The organism is Aeromonas dhakensis, assembly GCF_002285935.1.
Taxonomy (GTDB): domain Bacteria; phylum Pseudomonadota; class Gammaproteobacteria; order Enterobacterales; family Aeromonadaceae; genus Aeromonas; species Aeromonas dhakensis.
In genome coordinates, this window is sequence record NZ_CP023141.1 from 1,815,367 (window position 1) to 1,832,523 (window position 17,157).

15 protein-coding genes are annotated in these 17,157 nt (G+C 63.0%); 4 read left to right on the forward strand and 11 right to left on the reverse strand.

Features of this window, described 5'->3' with window-relative positions; translation table 11 throughout:
• The first annotated feature begins 714 nt into the window (after nucleotides 1–714).
• Nucleotides 715–2,253: an autotransporter outer membrane beta-barrel domain-containing protein gene (locus tag CK627_RS23025; protein WP_254425356.1), complete on the forward strand. Its 1,539-nt coding sequence runs from the start codon at nucleotides 715–717 to the stop codon at nucleotides 2,251–2,253.
• A 37-nt stretch (nucleotides 2,254–2,290) separates the two neighbouring features.
• Entirely contained in the window at nucleotides 2,291–2,839 is a 549-nt protein-coding gene (locus tag CK627_RS08940; protein WP_095592146.1) for an NAD(P)H nitroreductase, read from the forward strand.
• Nucleotides 2,840–3,488: 649 nt separating this feature from the next.
• On the opposite strand, the gene CK627_RS08945 is transcribed toward CK627_RS08940, so the two are convergent.
• From CK627_RS08945 to CK627_RS08960, 4 genes are all read right to left on the reverse strand, one after another.
• A complete protein-coding gene (locus CK627_RS08945) occupies nucleotides 3,489–4,052 on the reverse strand; it encodes a sugar O-acetyltransferase (protein WP_095592147.1) in 564 nt (187 codons plus the stop codon).
• Nucleotides 4,053–4,125: 73 nt separating this feature from the next.
• Entirely contained in the window at nucleotides 4,126–5,103 is a 978-nt protein-coding gene (locus CK627_RS08950) for a D-2-hydroxyacid dehydrogenase family protein (RefSeq protein ID WP_095592148.1), read from the reverse strand.
• 336 nt (nucleotides 5,104–5,439) lie between these two features.
• Complete coding sequence (prmA, locus tag CK627_RS08955) at nucleotides 5,440–6,318, reverse strand: 50S ribosomal protein L11 methyltransferase (protein ID WP_005298012.1); 879 nt, start codon at nucleotides 6,316–6,318, stop codon at nucleotides 5,440–5,442.
• Between the two features lie 525 nt (nucleotides 6,319–6,843).
• Nucleotides 6,844–7,860 (reverse strand): zinc-binding alcohol dehydrogenase family protein, encoded by a 1,017-nt coding sequence (locus tag CK627_RS08960; RefSeq protein ID WP_095592149.1) that lies wholly within the window; start codon nucleotides 7,858–7,860, stop codon nucleotides 6,844–6,846.
• Nucleotides 7,861–7,960: 100 nt separating this feature from the next.
• Here CK627_RS08960 and CK627_RS08965 point away from each other — a divergent pair, with 100 nt between their 5' ends.
• Complete coding sequence (locus tag CK627_RS08965; RefSeq protein WP_054545430.1) at nucleotides 7,961–8,833, forward strand: LysR family transcriptional regulator; 873 nt, start codon at nucleotides 7,961–7,963, stop codon at nucleotides 8,831–8,833.
• A 2-nt stretch (nucleotides 8,834–8,835) separates the two neighbouring features.
• Here the strand turns inward: CK627_RS08965 and CK627_RS08970 are convergent, their stop codons facing one another.
• The 7 genes from CK627_RS08970 to acs all read right to left on the reverse strand — a co-directional run bounded on the left by CK627_RS08970 (nucleotide 8,836) and on the right by acs (nucleotide 16,679).
• A complete protein-coding gene (locus CK627_RS08970) occupies nucleotides 8,836–10,263 on the reverse strand; it encodes a PTS transporter subunit EIIC (protein WP_095592150.1) in 1,428 nt (475 codons plus the stop codon).
• A gap of 77 nt (nucleotides 10,264–10,340) precedes the next feature.
• Nucleotides 10,341–11,819 carry a sodium/pantothenate symporter gene (gene panF, locus CK627_RS08975; protein ID WP_095592151.1) on the reverse strand — a complete coding sequence of 493 codons (1,479 nt, stop codon included), beginning with the start codon at nucleotides 11,817–11,819 and terminating at the stop codon, nucleotides 10,341–10,343.
• A complete protein-coding gene (locus tag CK627_RS08980; RefSeq protein ID WP_010633080.1) occupies nucleotides 11,809–12,087 on the reverse strand; it encodes a DUF997 family protein in 279 nt (92 codons plus the stop codon). The genes panF and CK627_RS08980 overlap by 11 nt, the downstream gene beginning before the upstream one ends.
• Before the next feature lie 79 nt (nucleotides 12,088–12,166).
• Nucleotides 12,167–13,507, reverse strand: a complete 1,341-nt coding sequence (gene accC, locus CK627_RS08985) for an acetyl-CoA carboxylase biotin carboxylase subunit (RefSeq protein WP_005298029.1) — start codon at nucleotides 13,505–13,507, stop codon at nucleotides 12,167–12,169.
• A gap of 15 nt (nucleotides 13,508–13,522) precedes the next feature.
• Entirely contained in the window at nucleotides 13,523–13,981 is a 459-nt protein-coding gene (gene accB / locus CK627_RS08990) for an acetyl-CoA carboxylase biotin carboxyl carrier protein (protein ID WP_005298038.1), read from the reverse strand.
• 36 nt (nucleotides 13,982–14,017) lie between these two features.
• Nucleotides 14,018–14,467, reverse strand: a complete 450-nt coding sequence (gene aroQ, locus CK627_RS08995; protein ID WP_005298040.1) for a type II 3-dehydroquinate dehydratase — start codon at nucleotides 14,465–14,467, stop codon at nucleotides 14,018–14,020.
• A gap of 265 nt (nucleotides 14,468–14,732) precedes the next feature.
• Nucleotides 14,733–16,679, reverse strand: a complete 1,947-nt coding sequence (gene acs / locus CK627_RS09000) for an acetate--CoA ligase (RefSeq protein WP_005298042.1) — start codon at nucleotides 16,677–16,679, stop codon at nucleotides 14,733–14,735.
• A gap of 170 nt (nucleotides 16,680–16,849) precedes the next feature.
• Here acs and CK627_RS09005 point away from each other — a divergent pair, with 170 nt between their 5' ends.
• A complete protein-coding gene (locus tag CK627_RS09005; protein ID WP_017765178.1) occupies nucleotides 16,850–17,149 on the forward strand; it encodes a hypothetical protein in 300 nt (99 codons plus the stop codon).
• Nucleotides 17,150–17,157 lie beyond the last annotated feature (8 nt).

Here is a 17,157-nt window from a genome sequence, read left to right on the forward strand (position 1 = left end):
GTCTGGCGTCATGAGGGATGTACCGCCAGACGGGGGCAGGCTCAGCAAGCCAGATATGCCCCCTTGGTGCCACCATTGGCCTGAACGTGTCGGCCAATCCCCTCTCCCGGACAAGGCAATAAGGACATTACCATGTGCCCGGCAACACCCATAAACCCAGTCTGCAACCCTGCTCCTCGTGTTGGCTCAGTCGCATTGGCGGTGATGCTGTATTGCTCACCGGCGTTGGCGGATCCTGCCGGCAGATTGATCTTTCTTGGCTGGACCAGCGATCAACTGCATTCGGTCTGGCTCTCAGCCGTGTCATCCGGCCAGTTTGAGGTGGAGTCGGCCAAGCAGGGGCAAGTCTATGACAACTGGAGTCAGGACCGCAGAGGCCTACATCTGACCCTGTCACCCGAGGTACAAAACGGCGGTACCCACAAGCTATATGCCTATCTGGATACGACATCAGGTAAACGAGTCCTGCTCGATACGGATAACCAGCAAAATGGACATTTCACCTTTCCCGGTAATTTCACTCCGCCCACTCTGCCGACCAGGCCGCTCCCTCCTATCGCTGTTTTGCCTCCCGAGAGCGGTGTAACACCGCCGATAGGTACTCTGCCGCCACAAGGGATGATGCCGACCCGGCCCGGCGGCGTAACACCGCCGGTGGGCACTTTGCCGCCGCAGGGGATGATGCCGACTCGGCCCGGCGGTGTAACACCACCGATGGGCACTTTGCCGCCGCAGGGAATGATGCCGACCCTGCCCGGCGGCGTAACACCGCCGGTGGGCACTTTACCGCCACAGGGGATGATGCCGACCCGGCCCGGTGGCGTAACACCGCCGGTGGGCACTTTGCCGCCGCAGGGAATGATGCCGACCCGGCCCGGCGGCGTAACACCGCCGGTGGGCACTTTACCGCCACAGGGGATGATGCCTACCCGGCCCGGCGGCGTAACACCGCCGATGGGCACTTTGCCGCCGCAGGGGATGATGCCGACCCGGCCCGGCGGCGTAACACCGCCGGTGGGCACTTTACCGCCACAGGGGATGATGCCGACCCTGCCCGGCGGCGTAACACCGCCGGTTGGCACTCTGCCGCCGCAGGGGATGATGCCGACCCGGCCCGGCGGCGTAACACCGCCGGTGGGCACTTTACCGCCACAGGGGATGATGCCGACCCTGCCCGGCGGCGTAACACCGCCGGTTGGCACTCTGCCGCCGCAGGGAGTGATGCCGACTCGACCCGGAGTTTTACAGCCGCCCACAGGTCTGCTGCCCACACCTGTGCTCCCGATGGTAACGCATCCGGCCGGAGAGCTGGCGAGCGAGCGCGCTTGGAATGAAACCAGATTGTGCGTCATGGCAGACGAGCGAGCACAGCTGCCGCCTACTCTGCGCGATCGATATCCGGATTGTCCCTCTTCCCGGGAGGCTGTGGTTGTGGTGGGGCAGCCACAGCCCAGACGCTGGGCCTTGTGGGGGGACGAGGTCTACTACGACATAGTGGATCACCGGGAAGGGAGCGATCTGTCCGGCAGTACCAATGTGTTTACCTTGGGGGCAGAGACTCGTCTCGATCAGGCTATGTCGCTGGGATTTGCCGTCTCCCGACTCGACAGCAAGGCAAGTGCCTTCGAAGGGGGGATGAGGCTGGCTGCAGGGGGCTACAATCTGGGCCCCTACTTCACTTATCAATTGTCGGAACGCTGGATGCTGGATGCGACCCTGATGTATGGCTGGATGGACAACGAGCAAGGCTTGTTGTTTCTCAGCGGTGACTACGGTTCGACGTCCGTGAGCGGCAACCTGGGGGGCTCGGCCCAGTTCGAGTGGGACGCGTTCACCCTCCGTCCCCGACTAGCGATCAGTTACAGTCATGGCCGCAGTGACGGCTATCGGTTGCAAGGGGATTACCGTGGCCTGCCCCTGCAGCTGGAACGGGGGAGCGACAGTTACAACCAGGGCAACCTGACGGGGACGCTGGAGCTGAGCCGGCTCTATCATACCCGCGATGGTGTGCCGGTGATGCCTTATGGGGAACTGGGTCTCGATTATGGCTTTGAGAGACCTAACGATGGCTATATCCTGACGGGCAATCTGGACATGGCCCGCACCCAGCCGTTGAGCGGCACTATGCGGGTCGGGCTGCGCACTCTGCTGGGTGGAGACACCACGGTCACGGCCAGTACCGGTTATCTCAGCCTGGGTCAGGGGGGGCTGAATGTCTGGGAATGGAGGCTCAATCTTTCCAGGTCATTCTGAGCCTAGGCCCGACCTTTTCTCAATGAAGGAGATTTTGATGGATGCACTGACGTTATTGCTCAACCGCCACTCCTGTGGCCGTCTGGCCGAGCCGGCTCCCGCCGGCGAGGTGCTCGACAATATCCTCAAGGCCGGACTGCGGGTGCCGGATCACGGCACCCTGACCCCCTGGCAGTTCATCCTGTTCGAAGGGGAGGGGCGCGAGCGGTTGGGCACCCTTTTGGCGGAAGCCGCCCGCAGCCGAGGTGAGGATGAAGAGAGCATCAAGAAGTGCCGGGAAGCTCCGCTGCGCGCACCCCTGGTGATCGCGGTGGCGACCCGCCATCAGGAGCACCCCAAGGTACCGCGACTGGAACAGGAGCTCTCCGCCGGCTGCGCCCTGATGGCGATGCAGATGGCGGCCCAGGCCCAGGGCTTCAACGGCATCTGGCGCTCCGGCTGGTTTATCTTTGACGAGCAGATCCAGGCCGGCCTTGGCCTTGGCACAGACGATCAGCTGGTGGGCTTCCTCTACCTCGGCACCCCCATGCTGGAGGCCCGCAAGCTGCGCGAGCTGCCGGTGAGCGAGTTCGTTCGTCGCTTCTAGTCTGATGAACTGTCGATAAAGCCCTGACTTGTCATGGCTTTTTTGTTTCTGGCGACAGGCTGTACTGATAAATGAAAAATTGCCAAGAGGCAGGCCGTCGCTGGCAGGGAATTTTTTAAATAGTGAGATGCCGTTCTCAATCCTGGTTTATTACGCTATGTAAAACGTTTGCGCCTCGTTAATATTCCTGTGCCAGTTTAGAAGGTGACCCCTTCTAATTTTCTGCGATGAGAGTCGCAATTCCGTAGCACCTTTTTACAGCCCAACGTCTTGATGACATTGGGCTTCATTTTTTTGGGCGCTTTTTAGGTACCGGTACCCTCAACCTCCTAGGACCGGAAAGGTCACCTTTTTACAGACCATCATGGTCTTGATGACATTGGGCTTCATTTTTTTGGGCGCTTTTTAGGTACCGGTACCCTCAACCTCCTAGGACCGGAAAGGTCACCTTTTTACAGACCATCATGGTCTTGATGACATTGGGCTTCATTTGTTTGGGCGTTTTTTAGGTACCGGTACCCTCAACCTCCTAGGACCGGAAAGGTCGCCTTTTTACAGGCCAGCATGGTCTTGATGACATTGGGCTTCATTTTTATCCGCGCTTTTCAGGCGCCGATCCCCTTAATTCCGTAGCGCCCGGCGCGCGCCGCTAGCTTACCGGCGTCTTGCCTTTGGCGGGCAGCACGCGGGCCGGGTTGCCGGCCACCCGGGCACCGGCCGGCACATCTTTGGTGACCACGGCTCCGGCGCCCACGATGGCCTCCCGCCCTATGGTGACGCCGGGCAGCAGAATGGCGCCGCCACCGATCCAGACCCTGTCCTCGATGGTGACCGGCAGCGCGGTCTCCACCCCTTGAGTCCGCTCATCGGTGTCCAGCGCGTGGGCGGCGGTGTAGATCTGCACGTTCGGCCCTATCATCACCTCGGCGCCGATGCGAATGGGGGCGTTGTCCAGCAGGGTGGCTCCCATGTTGATGTAGCTGCGCTCGCCTAGGTGAATGTGGCGGCCATAGGTGCAGTAGAGGGGCGGGCAGATAAAGGCGCCCTGGGCCAGCTCGCCGACGATCTGCTGCAGCAGCGCCAGCTGTTCATCCTCCTCGTCGCTGCGATTGAAGCGGCGGTACAGGCGGGCCGTCTCCCGGCGCAACAGATCCAGTTCCGGTGCCATGCAGTTGTAAGGCTGGCTGGCGATCATCTTGTCGTACTCGGTCATGGGGGCTCCTGTGGCTTGTCTTTGTGGCGCCTGGGTTATACATGCTAGCGGCCCGGTCGCCGGATAACCGTGATCAGCGGCCCGCTACGGGCAGCACCAGATTGGTCGGCCTGCCCTCGGCAAAGGCAATCAGGTTGTCAAAGGCGGCCTGAAAGTAGAGTTGGTAGCTGTTGCGCTCCACATAGCCGAGATGAGGCGTAGCCAGCACATTGGGCAGGCGCAGCAAAGGCTCGCTCTGCACCGTGGCGGGCTCTGCGTCGAACACGTCGAGGGCTGCCCGTCGGGTCGGGTTGGCGGCGAGTTCGGCATAAAGGGCGCCGGGCTCGACAAGCTCCGCCCGACTGACGTTGACCAGCAGGGAGTCCGCTTTCATCCGCGCAAGATCGGCGCGGGTCACGCAGCCACGGGTGGCCTCGTTCAGGCGCAGATGCAAAGAGAGGACGTCGGCCTCGCGAAAGAAGCTCTCTTTGTCACAGGCGCTGGCATGGCCATCCTGCTCGGCCTGCCGGCGGGAGCCCTCGCTGCCCCAGATCAGCACCGACATGCCGAAGGCCCGGCCGTAACCGGCCACCAGTTTGCCAATCTTGCCGTAGCCCCAGATGCCGAGCGTCAGCCCCTGCAAGGTACGCCCCAGCCCCAGTGTGCCGGACTGCTGCCACTGCCCCTGGGCGAGGGCATGGCAATAGACCGGGAGGTGGCGGGAGGCCGCCATGATGAGGGCCCAGCAGAGCTCGGCGGGCGCCACCGGGCTGCCGATGCCTTCGGCGACGGCCACCCCGTGGCGCTGACACAGGATGGGGTCGATATGCTGGCTGATCTTGCCGGTCTGGCTGATGAGGCGAAGGGAGGGGAGCCTGCGCAGCAAGGCTTCGTCGATGCGGGTGCGCTCGCGGATGAGCACCAGCGCCTCCACCCCTGCCAGCTTGGCGGCAAGGCGCTCGGGGTCAGGTTCGCTTCGGGTGAGAATGGTGACGTCGTGGCCCGCCAGGCGGGTAAAACAGGGCAGATGACGCACCTGATCCTGATAGTCGTCCAGTATGGCAATCCGCATAAGCACTCCGTGTCGCAGGGGGGACTGGCGGCCTATCCTACCGGAAACGAGGTGAGCTGTGTGGTCAAATGAGCATGGATGGCGCTGGGTGGTGGAATCAGCGAAGATGCAGCTGCCGCCGGCGGGCCGAAAATAGACGAGGCTCCCGTGTGGGAGCCCCGTTGATAGTTTGGCAAGTGCCGCTTAGCCGAGTTTGTAGCTGATGGGCTGGCAGCCGCCGTGGCTTGTTGCTTATCAGCCGAGTTTACGGCCGATGGGTTGGCAGCCGCCGTGGCTTGTTGCTTATCAGCCGAGCTTGCGGCCGATGGGTTGGCAGCCGCCGTGGCTTGTTGCTTATCAGCCGAGTTTACGGCCGGAGAGGCGGCACCACTCTTCCTTGACGGCGGTCGGGTCCATCTCGAACCACTGGCCGTAGATGGTCTCCAGCTCTGGCGCCTGGCTTTCCAGTACACCGGAGAGAGCCATCAGGCTGCCCGCCTTGCCGTGGCCGGCGATAAGCGGCGCCAGCTCGCGCAGCGGGCCGGCCAGGATGTTGGCGACCACCACGTCCGCTTCGACATCTTGCGGCTGATCCGCCGGCAGGTAGAGTTCGATCTGATCGGCGACGCCATTGCGCATCGCGTTGTCACGGCTGGCCTGGATGGCCTGCGGATCGATGTCGATGCCGATGACCCGGGCGGCGCCCAGTTTCAGGGCGGCGATGCCGAGGATGCCGGAGCCGCAACCAAAGTCGACCACGGTTTTACCGGCCAGATCCAGCCCGTCCAGCCACTGCAGGCAGAGCGCCGTGGTGGGGTGGGTACCGGTACCGAAGGCCAGACCCGGGTCCAGCATGACGTTGACCGCATCGGGGTTTGGCACGTCGCGCCAGCTCGGGCAGATCCACAGCCGCTCACCGAACTGCATGGGGTGGAAGTGATCCATCCACTCGCGCACCCAGTCCTTGTCTTCCAGCTGCTCCACCTTGTAGCCCACGTCTTCGCCGAAGATCTGCTGGAAGAAGGCGATGGTGGGGGCCGGATCGGTTTCGGCGTCGAACAGCCCCATTACTTCGGTCTCGCCCCAGAGCGGGGTTTCACCGGGCATGGGTTCATAGACGGGCACATCCTTGGCATCCATAAAGGTCACCGCCTGGGCACCACGCCCCAGCAGCATATTGCTCACCTTGTCTGCGGTCTTGGCAGTGGCGTTGATTCGAATTTGTATCCAGGGCATGGCGTCGACTCTTCATAAATGTGAAACTGCGGGATTCTATCATCATGGGCGTGTGCTGTCGTGGTTTGCCCATGCAGTGTGGTGGAGGAGGCAGACTTTGCCGAGTTGGCACGGTTCATGTATTCCTCATTGGGTGACGGGAAGCAACCTGTTCCCGCTGAATGCTTTGCTCTAGGAAAGTTCCGTCATCTTTTTCAGCCACCTTCGGGTGGCTTTTTTTTGCCTGCTGGTTGGCCGGGGGCTGCAGACCCAGGTGGCAGGGCACAATGTGGCAAGCAAGCGGGGAGGGGGGCGGGATTGGCACACTAGCTGCAAAGGTTCAGAGGTCCTGCATAAGGATATGTGTGTGATTGTTACCCCAACGTTCAGGTATTTAGGGCCATCCCGGCGGGATGGCCCCTTTTTTTGGCTTTTTTATGGTGAAGCTGCGTGGTGACTGTCTGTTGCCTGATATGTGCTGTGCAGTGATGGGGCTTGTCACTGGTGAGTTCACCCCATGATGGTGCAGTTTTTACCCATAAGGGATTAGTTGCCGAACCGGCTCATGTCGATCACCAGCTTGCCCACCATGCGGCCGGCTTCCACCTCGGCATGGGCTTGCGCCAGGGTCGTCGGGGTCAGCTCGGGTACCACCTTGCTGAGGGTGCTCTTGACCACGCCCTGATCCACCAGGGCGGCGACCAGCCCCAACAGGTTGTGCTGCTCAATCATGTCCGGGGTCTGGAACAGGGAGCGGGTAAACATGAACTCCTGGCTGAAGGTGACGCTCTTGCTCTTGAGCAGGGAGAGATCCCAGGGCTCGCTCGACTCGGCGATGGTGCAGATATGGCCGAACGGGCTGATGAGGCTGGCCATGGCATCCCAGTGCTGCTCGGTGGCATTGGTGCAGAAGATGGCGTCCACCTGGTTGATGCCGAGGGCGGTGAGCTCCTCCTGCAACTGGTGATGGCTCACCACCTGATGGGCCCCCATCTGCAGACACCAGGCCCGGGTTTCGGGGCGGGAGGCGGTGGCGATCACCTCCATGCCGGTGAGCTGGCGGGCCAGCTGGATGGCGATGGAGCCGACCCCGCCGGCACCGCCGATGATGAGCAGCCGTCCGCGGCTCTCGCGGCTGAGGCTCATGCGCTCGAACAGGGTCTCCCAGGCGGTGATGGCGGTGAGCGGCAGGGCGGCCGCTTCCAGGTCGCTCAGGCTGGCTGGGGCGAGGGCGGCGATGCGCTCATCCACCAGTTGCAGGGCGCTGTTGCTGCCGGGGCGGCTGATGTCGCCGGCATACCAGACCCGGTCGCCCGCCTTGAACAGGGTCACCTCAGGGCCGACGGCGATCACCTCGCCCACGGCGTCCCAGCCCAGCACCCGCGGGCTGCTCTCGATCTTGGCCTTGGGGGCGCGCACCTTGGTGTCGACCGGGTTGATGGAGGTGGCGTTGACCCGCACCAGCAGGTCGCGCGGGCCCGGTGTCGGGTCGGCCAGATTGGCCTCGATGAAGCAGTCGGGATGATCGCTCGGCAGATAGTGGGTCAGGGCGATGGCTTTCATGGCAGTTCCTTTCAAATCGGTTGGATGGGGATTGCCAGCCACTCTAGTCTGGTTGATTATTCAGATTAAGATGGGTAATTGGTAAAGACTGTTTGAATATATGAACAATGTCGAACTGGAGCTGATGGGGCTGTTCGCCACCGTGGTGGAGCAGGGCAGTTTTACCGGCGCGGCCGAGCTGCTTGGCATGCCCAAATCCTCGGTCAGCCAGAAGATCTCGCGGCTCGAATCCCAGCTCGGGGTGCGCCTGTTGCAGCGCACCACCCGCCGGCTGAGCCTGACCCCGCAGGGAGAGGTCTATGTGGAGCAGTGCCGGGCGCTGCTGGCGCTGGCCCGCAGCGCCAATCTGGCGATGGCGCGGCTGCGCGCGGCCCCGGCCGGCCGGGTGCGGATCACCGCGCCGGAGGCCACTGGCACCCTGCTGCTCGGCCGGATCCTGGCCGAGTTTCGGGCCCTCTATCCCGAGGTGGTGCTGGAGCTGACCCTCTGTGATGAGCAGCTCGATCTGGTGGGGGAGGGTTACGATCTGGCGCTACGGGCGGCGCCGCTGAAAGACTCCAGCCTCATCTGCCGGCGCATCGGTCAGGTGCCGCGGTACTTGGTGGCGGCCCCCGCCTATCTGGCGGCCCACGGCATGCCGCAACAGCTGAGCGAGCTGGGTCGATACGCCTGCCTGGTGCACACGTCGTTGCCGGTGTGGCCGCTGCAGGAGGGGGGCTGGCGGCCGCAGGGGGCCTGCATCAGCAACAGCCTGCTGGCGCTGCGGGAGCTGGCCATCAACGAGGGGGGAATTGCCCTGCTGCCCCATCACGTCTGCGAAGGGGATCTGGCTAGTGGCCGCTTGCAGAAGGTGTTGCCCGAGCTCGCCGTGCCGCCCAACCCCTTCTATCTCATCTACCCGAGCCGGGAACACCTGGCGCCCGCCCTGCGCAGCCTGATGGACTTTGTGGCCGAGCGGTTGCCGTTTGCCTGAGGCTACCAGCCGCTCTGGCCGGCGGACTCCTGATTGGGCTTGAGGCCGAGTGGCACCGACTGGCGCTCCGCCAGCATGCGGATCTGCCCTTCAATGAGGCTGGCGTTGGGGCCCAGCACCAGCACCAGCTGATGGTCGTTGAGCTGGATCCAGGAGAGGCAGCCCAGCCCCAGCAGGCGGGATTGATCCACCAGCGAGATGTCGCGTACCCGCAGGCTGAGGCGGGTCAGGCAGACGCTCATCGCCTGCAGGTTGTCCATGCCCCCCAGCACCTTGAGGTACTGGATCGCCAGCATCTGGGGATCGGAGGGGGCGACGCTCGCCAGCCGTGGGTGTTCCGGGGCGATGGGCTTGCTCGGCAGGCTGAGGGGCGTGCGCTCCAGCAGCTGGTAGAACAGCAAGGTGTAGGCGACGAAGAACAGGATGCCGACCGGAATGAGCCAGAAGCTGTGCTCGCCGGCGTGGTAGCTCAGCACCAGATCCAGCAGGCCGGCGGAGAAGTAACTGCCCACCTTGATGCCGAGCGCACTGCAGGTGGCGAGCGACAATCCGGTCAGCAGGGCGTGGGCCAGAAACAGCCAGGGGGCGGTGAAGGCGAACAGGAACTCGATGGGTTCGGTGATCCCCACCAGCGCCGAGGTGAGCGCCAGGGTGAGCAGCAGCCCCCCTTGCGGCAACCGCTGCATGCGCTGGCGGTGCAGCCAGATGGCGAAACAGGCGCCAGGCAGGCCGAACATGATGATGGGGTAGAGCCCGGCCACATAGCCTTCGTGCAGCGGCTGGGCGCTGGCCAGCGCCTGCAGGTTGCTCTCCCCCAGCCCGATGAGGCTGCCCAGCACCTGGTGCAGACCGAGCGGGATCAGCAGCCGGTTCAGCACGCCGTAGCAGAAGGCGCCGAACGGGGTGGTGAGCAGTTCGGAGGCGAGCAGGGTGATGCCCTGCTCCAGCAGCGGCCAGAGCAGCGCGAGGGGGAAGGCCAGCAGCAGGCAGGCCAGCGCCGAGGCGAGCAGGCTGGTGAAATCGCCGTTGACCAGCCGCAGCCAGTGGGGCATGGGGTGGCGCTTGAGCCAGGGGTAGACGATGGCGGTGGTCAATCCCGCCAGCAGGCCGCAGATCATGTCGCTGTGCAGGCCGGGGGCCAGGGTGCCGAGCGCCGAGCTCAGCAGCAGGAAGTTGACCGCCCCGGCCAGCGCCTGGCTCCCCTCGCCCTGGCGGCTCAGTCCGAAGGCGATGGCCACCGCATAGATGAGCGGCATCTGGCTGAACAGGGCGCGACCGGTGAGGGAGAGTACCGCCAGATCCAGCACGTCCGGCTGGCCGAGCCGATAGAGCAGGGCCGCCAGCGGCAGGATGGAGACCGGCAGCAACAGGGCGTAACCGAGTCGCTGCAGGGCTTGGGTCAGGATCTGTCTGGCGTTCTGGACGGGCATAAGGGTGCACTGTTTTGTGACATGGCGCACAGTTTACCCTTAAAGCACCCATTTTGGGATAGTTTCGGAACCCTTTATTAATCCATTGCTGAACAAGGTTCGAAGAGCCGCCGCACGCTCTGGCTCGGAGCCGGGGTGAGCAGGCTGACCAGCACGAAGGCGATCAGCCCCAGCGCCAGGCTCGGCACTATGGCGTGCAGGCCGGCCAGCTTGATCCCCCACTGGCTCAGGACGGCGTAGCAGAGGATGCCGCACACCATGCTGGCCAGGGCTCCCGGGCCGTTGGCCCGTGACCAGTAGAGGCCGAGCACCAGCGGCCAGAGGAACACCGCCTGCAGTCCGCCAAAGGCGAGCAGGTTGAGCCAGATGATCATCTCGGGGGGCTGCAGCGCCGCCAGCAGCACCAGAGTGCCCAGGATCAGGGTGCAGAGCAGAGAGAGGCGCGGCACCCGTACCTCCAGCTTCTCCTGGCCGGCTTTCTCCGGGCTCAGGTAGTTGAGGTAGAGATCCTTCACCAGCGTGGCGGAGGCCTGGATCAGCTGGGAGTCGATGGTGGACATGATGGCCGCCATGGGGGCCGCCAGGAAGACCCCGGCCAGCCAGGGGGGCAGCACCTCCATCATCAGGGAGGGCATGATCTTGTCCGGGCTGTCCATGCCGGGCAGGATGGCGCGGCCCAGCGCCCCGGCCAGGTGCATGCCGAACATCAGGAAGGCGCTGACGACGGTGCCGATCAGGATGCCGCGATGCAGCGCCTTGCTGTCGCGATAGCCAAAGCAGCGCAGGGCCGAGTGGGGCAGCCCCACCACCCCGACGCAGACCAGTACCCAGAAGCTCAGCATGAAGGGCTGGGTCAGCATGTCGCCGGCCCCCTGCGGGCTCACCAGCTTGGGATCGATCGCCTTGAGCTGGTGGATGAGGTTGGGCAAACCATCCCCCGCGATCAGGATCCCCGCCAGCAGGGCGCCGGTGCCGATCAGCATGATGATCCCCTGCAGCGCATCGGTCATCACCACGGCGCGAAAGCCGCCGATCACCGTGTAGAGCAGCACGCAGCCGGCAAACAGGAACAGCCCCTGCTGATAAGAGAGGCCGGTGGCGGTCTCCAGCAGGCGGGCGCCGCCGATGAACTGCACCACCATGGTGGCGATGAAGGCGAGGATGATGGTGACCGAGCCCAGCACCACCACGGCCCTGCTCTGGTAGCGGGCCCACAGCATGTCGTTGATGGTCACCGCATTGACCCGGCGGGCGATGATGGCGAACTTCTTGCCAAGCACCCCCAGGGTGAGCCAGACGGTGGGCAGCTGGATCATCGCCAGCAGCACCCAGCCGAGGCCAATCTTGTAGGCGGCACCCGGCCCGCCGATGAAGGAGGAGGCCGAGGTGTAAGTGGCCACCAGGGTCATGGCCAGCACCAGGCCGCCCATGCTGCGGTTGCCGATGAAGTACTCCTGCACGAAGTCACCGCCCACCCGGTGGCGGCTGGCCCAGAAACCGACCCCCAGCACCAGCACCAGATAGATGCACAGCGGCAGCAGCAGCTCAAGATTCATGGGGAGGCTCCTTGTCATCGAGGGGCTGGGAGTCGAGGGGGATATCCACGAACAGGCGATCCACCATCAGGCCGCACAGCACGATGAACAGCAGCGGCATCAGAATGCAGCTGAGCAGGAACCAGAGCGGCATATCCCAGAATTCGATCTCTTCGGGGATGAAATAGGCCGTGCCATACCAGGCAAGGAAGTAGAGCAGGGTCAGCAGCAGGCAGAGTGCTGCTTCCCGACGAGCGAGCGCAAAACGGTTCACCTTGGCCTCCGACAATTTCGAGGGGCGCAAGGATAACAAAAAAGGGCCATGTCGCCATGGCCCTTTTTCAGCAGAAGATCTGCGGACGCGAGTCTTACAGACCCAGCTTCTTGTGCAGGTAGTGGATATTGGTACCACCGTGCTGGAAGTTTTCGTCCTTCATGATCTCTTTTTGCAGAGAGACGTTGGTCTTGATCCCTTCCACCACCAGCTCGTCCAGCGCCTGACGCATGCGGGCAATGGCGACGTCGCGGTTTTCACCGTAACAGATCAGCTTGCCGATCATGGAGTCGTAGTAGGGCGGCACCTTGTAGCCGGCGTAGATGTGGGAGTCCCAACGCACGCCCAGACCGCCCGGCGCGTGGAAGCGCTGGATCAGGCCCGGAGACGGCATGAAGGTGGCCGGGTCTTCGGCGTTGATCCGGCACTCGATGGCGTGGCCACGGATGCGGATGTCCTGCTGGGTGATCGACAGGGGCTGGCCGGCGGCGATGCGCAGCTGCTCCTTGATGAGGTCGACGCCGGTGACCATCTCGGTAACCGGGTGCTCTACCTGGATACGGGTGTTCATCTCGATGAAATAGAACTCGCCGTTCTCGTACAGGAACTCGAAAGTACCCGCACCGCGGTAGCCGATCTCGATACAGGCGCGCACGCAGCGTTCACCGATGAACTTGCGCATCTCGGCGGTGATGCCCGGCGCCGGCGCCTCTTCGACCACCTTCTGGTGGCGACGCTGCATGGAGCAGTCGCGCTCGCCCAGATAGAGGGCGTTGCCCTGGCCGTCTGCCAGCACCTGGATCTCGATGTGGCGCGGGTTCTCCAGGTACTTCTCCATGTAGACCATGTCGTTCTTGAAGAACTGGCCTGCTTCGGACTTGGTCAGCGCGATGGCGGCAGCCAGCTCGGCTTCGCTGCGCACCACGCGCATGCCGCGACCACCACCGCCACCGGCGGCCTTGATGATCACCGGGTAGCCGATGCGCTTGGCAATGGCGGCGTTGTGCTTGGCATCGCTGTCAACCGGACCGTCGGAGCCCGGTACGCAGGGTACGCCCGCCTTCTTCATCGCCTCGATGGCGGAGACCTTGTCACCCATCAGGCGAATGGTCTCGGCGCGCGGGCCGATGAAGACGAAGCCGGATTTCTCGACCACTTCGGCAAAGTCGGCGTTCTCGGAGAGGAAGCCGTAGCCGGGGTGAATGGCAACGGCACCGGTCACCTCGGCGGCGGCGATGATCGCCGGCACGTTGAGGTAGGAGTCGGTACTGGCCGGCTTGCCGATACAGATGGTTTCGTCGGCCAGCAGCACATGCTTGAGCTCCCGGTCGGCGGTGGAGTGAACGGCCACTGTCTTGATCCCGAGCTCTTTGCAGGCGCGCAGGATCCGCAGGGCAATTTCACCGCGGTTGGCGATGACTACTTTGTCCAACATGGGTGGCGATTTCCCTTATTCGATGATGAACAGCGGCTCGTCGAATTCGACGGCCTGACCATTTTCAACCAGGATCGCTTTGATCACGCCGGCCTTGTCGGATTCGATTTGGTTCATCATTTTCATGGCTTCGACGATGCACAGGGTATCGCCGACATTGACGTGCTGGCCCACTTCCACGAACGGCTTGGCTTCCGGGCTGGAAGAGCGGTAGAAGGAACCGACCATGGGGGAGCGCATCAGGTGACCGGCCGGGGTGGCGTCGGCAGCCGGTGCTGCGGCGGCCGGGGCGGCGGCGACAGGAGCGGCTACCGGAGCAGCAACCTGCGGCATGATCATCTGCGGAGCAGCGGTCACCTGACCGGAGAAGTTGCGGCTGATGCGAACGGACTCTTCACCTTCGGAGATCTCCAGTTCGGCGATGCCGGACTCTTCAACCAGTTCAATCAGCTTCTTGATTTTGCGGATATCCATTAGCATTCTCTTTCTTCTTTATCTGATCAGTGATTATCAAGCCGCGCGCAACTGGTGCACGGCCGCGGTTAAAGCGAATTGGTAGCCATCGGCCCCCAGCCCACAAATGACCCCCTTGGCGACATCAGACAGATAGGAGTGATGACGGAAGGGTTCCCTGGCGTGGACGTTGGACAGGTGAACCTCGATAAAGGGGATGGCCACACCCAGCAGCGCATCGCGGATGGCGACGCTGGTGTGGGTGAAGGCGGCCGGATTGATGATGATGAAGTCCACCTGACCCATGGCCTGGTGGATGCGGCCGACCAGCTCATGTTCGGCGTTGGATTGCAGGTGTTCCAGTGTGACCCCGAGTTCGCCGGCACTTAGCGTCAGATCGGCGACGATCTCATCGAGCGTCTTGCTGCCGTAGATGCCCGGTTCCCGTTTGCCCAGCAGGTTCAGGTTCGGCCCGTTGAGCAGGAGAATTCGGTGTTTTTGCGACATATTGAGTACATCCTCGATGATAATGCTGCTATCTGTCAGCTATCTTGTGGACTACCAGAAATCTAGCCATTTTCTGCTCAAATCGGTGTGCACTGGCACACAGATTTCGCAATTATATTGATTTCGTGAAAATTAGCAGCATTTTACTGGTCTAATCTCTACATCTGTCTGTTTTTTGCTCTGTCTGGTCGACTGTCAAAACACTCACTAGCAGGAATGACAAAGCCGGCACAGGGCCGGCTTTGGAGGCAAAAGGCAGACGGGATCAGGCGGCTTCGGACTTCTCGCGAATGAGTTTGTCCACTACGCCCGGATCCGCCAGGGTGGAGATATCCCCCAGGCTGTCGGTCTCGCCGGTGGCGATCTTGCGCAGAATGCGCCGCATGATCTTGCCGGAACGGGTCTTGGGCAGCCCCTCGGCCCAGTGGATCACGTCAGGGGTGGCGATGGCGCCGATCTCCTTGCGGACCCACTCCTTCACCTCCTTGTGCAGCTCCCGGCTCGGCTCTTCGCCGGCGATCAGGGTGACATAGGCATAGATGCCCTGGCCCTTGATCTCGTGCGGTACCCCCACCACAGCCGCTTCGGCGATCTTGGGATGAGCCACCAGCGCGGATTCGATCTCGGCGGTACCCATGCGGTGGCCGGAGACGTTCAGTACATCATCCACCCGGCCGGTGATCCAGTAGTAGCCATCCTCGTCGCGACGGGCACCGTCGCCGGTGAAGTAGCGGCCGGGGAAGGTGGAGAAGTAGGTCTGCTCGAAGCGCTCGTGATCGCCGAATACGGTGCGCATCTGGCCCGGCCAGGAGTCGGTGATCACCAGGTTGCCCTCGGTGGCCCCCTCCAGCGGCTCGCCCATGTTGTCCACCAGCGCCGGCTGCACGCCGAAGAAGGGGCGGGTGGCCGAGCCTGGCTTGAGATCGGTGACGCCGGGCAGCGGGCTGATGAGGATGCCGCCGGTCTCGGTCTGCCACCAGGTGTCGACGATGGGGCAGCGCTCGTCGCCTATGGTGCGGTAGTACCACTCCCAGGCTTCCGGGTTGATGGGCTCGCCCACCGAGCCCATGATGCGCAGGCTCGAACGGGAGGTACCCTCAACGGCCTCGTTGCCCTTGGCCATCAGCGCGCGGATGGCGGTGGGGGCGGTGTAGAGGATGGTGACCTGGTGCTTGTCCACCACCTGGCTCATGCGGTTGGTCGCCGGGTAGTTGGGCACCCCTTCGAACATGATGGTGGTGGCGCCGTTGGCGAGTGGCCCGTAGACCAGGTAGGAGTGGCCGGTGACCCAGCCCACGTCGGCGGTACACCAGTAGATGTCCTCCTCGTGGTAGTCGAAGATGTACTTGAAGGTGAGCGTGGCATAGACCAGATAGCCGCCGGTGGTGTGCAGCACCCCTTTGGGCTTGCCGGTGGAGCCGGAGGTGTAGAGGATGAAGAGCGGGTCTTCGGCCCCCATCGCCTCCGGCGGGCAGTCGCTGCTGACGGCAGCCGTTGCCTCATGCCACCACAGGTCGCGGTGGTTGTGCCAGGCGATGTTGCCGCCGGTACGTTTGAGCACGATCACCTTGCTGACCTTGGTCTCCGGGTTGGTGAGCGCTTCATCCACGTTCTTCTTGAGCGGCACCGGGCGGCCACCGCGCAGCCCCTCATCGGCGGTGACGACGATGGTGGAGCCGGAGTCGATGATGCGGCCGGCCAGGGCTTCTGGCGAGAAACCGCCGAAGACGATGCTGTGCACGGCGCCGATGCGGGTACAGGCCAGCATGGCGATGGCCGCTTCCGGCACCATGGGCATGTAGAGGCAGACCACGTCGCCGCGATGCACCCCTTGTGCCTTCAAGACGTTGGCAAACTTGCACACCTCGGTGTGCAGCTCGCGATAGGTGAGCTTGCGATCCTCGGCCGGGTTGTCCCCTTCCCAGATGATGGCGACCTTGTCGCCGCGCTCGCTCAGATGGCGATCCAGGCAGTTGGCAGAGACGTTGAGCAGGCCGTCTTCATACCACTTGATGGAGACGTGGCCCGGATCGTAGGAGGTGTTCTTGACCCGGGTATAGGGCTTCATCCAGTCGAGGATCTTGCCCTGCTCGCCCCAGAAGGCATCCGGGTTCTGCACCGAGGCCTGGTACATGGCCTCATAGCCTGCCTTGTCCAGCAGGGCGCCCTGGCTGATGTGGGCTTTGACCGGGTAGACCTTGCTCTCGCTCATGTGTCACTCCTTTTAATACATTTTTGTAATGATTGGATAACAACTTATACCTTTGGCGGGGGAGGGCAATTAGACTTTTGGATAGATGGCAACATCCGCTTACAGTCGCGTCGATGACAATTCATCGCCGATTGGGTAAAACGTCGCTTTTATCGATGGAGACAGCCCCCGTGTTGACCCTGCTTCTTTGCTCCTCCCTCTGGCAGTTCGAGGCCCCGAAGGCCACCGATGAGGCCGCATTGGCCGCCTCCCATGCCAACGGTCTTGAACTGACACCGACACAGCCCGATTCACCCTCACTGCGGGATCACATCAGCGGCCAGCTGAGCGAGGCATGGCTGGCGCGCAAGCCGCCGGTGTCCGTCACCCTCGGGGAGAAAAAGTCCTCCTATCCGCAGGACTCCTTGCTGGAAGAGTCACGCCGGCAGCAGGACGAAGGGTGGGACGCCAGGCTGACCTTCAACGATTGAGCCGGCAG

Coding starts and splice junctions, on each gene's coding strand:
- CK627_RS23025 (WP_254425356.1), top strand. CDS start 715: ATGGGCACTTTGCCGCCGCAGGGAATGATGCCGACCCTGCCCGGCGGC.
- CK627_RS08940 (WP_095592146.1), top strand. CDS start 2,291: ATGGATGCACTGACGTTATTGCTCAACCGCCACTCCTGTGGCCGTCTG.
- CK627_RS08945 (WP_095592147.1), bottom strand. CDS start 4,052: ATGACCGAGTACGACAAGATGATCGCCAGCCAGCCTTACAACTGCATG.
- CK627_RS08950 (WP_095592148.1), bottom strand. CDS start 5,103: ATGCGGATTGCCATACTGGACGACTATCAGGATCAGGTGCGTCATCTG.
- prmA (WP_005298012.1), bottom strand. CDS start 6,318: ATGCCCTGGATACAAATTCGAATCAACGCCACTGCCAAGACCGCAGAC.
- CK627_RS08960 (WP_095592149.1), bottom strand. CDS start 7,860: ATGAAAGCCATCGCCCTGACCCACTATCTGCCGAGCGATCATCCCGAC.
- CK627_RS08965 (WP_054545430.1), top strand. CDS start 7,961: ATGAACAATGTCGAACTGGAGCTGATGGGGCTGTTCGCCACCGTGGTG.
- CK627_RS08970 (WP_095592150.1), bottom strand. CDS start 10,263: ATGCCCGTCCAGAACGCCAGACAGATCCTGACCCAAGCCCTGCAGCGA.
- panF (WP_095592151.1), bottom strand. CDS start 11,819: ATGAATCTTGAGCTGCTGCTGCCGCTGTGCATCTATCTGGTGCTGGTG.
- accC (WP_005298029.1), bottom strand. CDS start 13,507: ATGTTGGACAAAGTAGTCATCGCCAACCGCGGTGAAATTGCCCTGCGG.
- accB (WP_005298038.1), bottom strand. CDS start 13,981: ATGGATATCCGCAAAATCAAGAAGCTGATTGAACTGGTTGAAGAGTCC.
- aroQ (WP_005298040.1), bottom strand. CDS start 14,467: ATGTCGCAAAAACACCGAATTCTCCTGCTCAACGGGCCGAACCTGAAC.
- acs (WP_005298042.1), bottom strand. CDS start 16,679: ATGAGCGAGAGCAAGGTCTACCCGGTCAAAGCCCACATCAGCCAGGGC.